Source organism: Pseudonocardia lacus (assembly GCF_018531445.1).
Lineage (GTDB): Bacteria > Actinomycetota > Actinomycetes > Mycobacteriales > Pseudonocardiaceae > Pseudonocardia > Pseudonocardia lacus.
Genome location: NZ_JAHDTH010000452.1, coordinates 1 through 1,438 on the forward strand (window position 1 = coordinate 1; position 1,438 = coordinate 1,438).

Genomic DNA, 1,438 nt, shown 5'->3' on the forward strand with positions numbered 1-1,438 from the left:
CGGCGGCTTCGCCTCGGCCCGGCTGGCCGGCGCCCCCGGCGACCGGCGCGACGCGGTGCTCGCCGCCCTGCGGTTCCTCGGCCCGGCGGGCTCGCCCCGCCTGGGCGACCGGCTCGGCGTCCTGGTGGCGCTGTTCGGCCTGACCGCGACCAAGCGGGTCGGCGCGGCCGCGAACGCGGCGATCACCGAGGGCCGGTGGGCGGCGCTGCAGCTGGCCTCGGCGGCCTCCGACCTGCTCGGGCCAGAACAGCTGGAGCGCGTGCTGCGGCTGCGTGCCCCCGACGGGCTCGACCCGTTCCCGCGCGGCGCCGCGTCCACCCTGTCCGCGCACCTCGGCACGGTGCTGGCCGGCTACCCGCGGCCGCGCCGGCTGGCGCTGGTGGTCGGGCTGTGGGAGCACGTCTGCGCGCACCTGCTCGACCGGCAGCGGCTGGCGCGCCTGCGCGCGTCGCAGGTCCGGGCCGAACGGATCGAGCGGCTGCGCGCCCGCCACCGCGACCACCTCGACGCTGCCGTCCTGCAGCGGCTGGACCGGGCGTTCGGCGAGCGCCCGTCGCTGGCCGTCGCGGCCCGCTGGCAGCCCCCGCCGTGGTGGACCACGCGCGAGCTGGACGGGCTGCTGCACGACGCCGTCGCGGCCACCGCGCTGCTGCGGTTCGCCGTGGCGCTGTCCGACCGCGGTCTCGCCGCCGCGGCGCGGGAGCACCGCGACGCGCTGGTCGCCGCCGACGCCTGCCTGACCGCCCCGGAGCGGGCCGCGGCGAAGGCGCGCGGCAAGGGCGACTACCGGCACCCGGCGCGGCCCGGGTGCTACGTCCACGAGGTGCTCAAGCCGCTGCGGCCGGGCCGGTCGATCACTGCGCGGACCGGGACGGCGGTGCAGGAGCGGGTCGCGCTCGCCCGCAACTACGGCGTCGTCGTCCTGGACGCGGTCGCCGAGCGCCTGCGGTGGATCGACGACCGGCCGCTGCACGGCTGCTGGGACGCCTGCCGGCCGTGGCGGGTGCCCGGGCTGCGCGAGTGGCGGGCCGCGGCCGGGTTCGGCCGGGCGCCGGGCGGGTGGGAGCAGCCCCCGCTGCCCGACGCGAACCCCGACGGCCCGGCGCTGACGCTGGCGCAGCGGGTCGCGGCGAGCCCCGGCACCGACCCGGCCGACCTGGAGGTGCCGCACGACCTGCTGTGGTTCGCCGACCTCGCCGACGCCCTCGCGCCGTTCCACGGCCACACCGCCGCCGAGGTCCGCCACGTGCGTCCCGCCCCGCAGGTCGACCCGGATCCCCCGGCCCCGCCGCCGCAGCCGGGCCGTCCCCCGGCCGACTCGGTGCCGCTGGCCGCCGCCGGGGTCGCCCAGCTGGTCGCCTTCGGCGCGACCCCGCCGCGGCGCTGCCGCGGCTGGGCCGAGCTGGTCGAGGGCGTGCGGGCCGACGCGGCCGTCGCC

At 80.8% G+C, this 1,438-nt stretch carries 1 protein-coding gene; it reads left to right on the plus strand.

Annotation, left to right across the window (positions count from 1 at the left end; genetic code table 11):
- On the plus strand, positions 1 to 1,438 hold a 1,438-nt coding region (locus KIK08_RS39015), incomplete at both ends, for a hypothetical protein (RefSeq protein ID WP_214408330.1).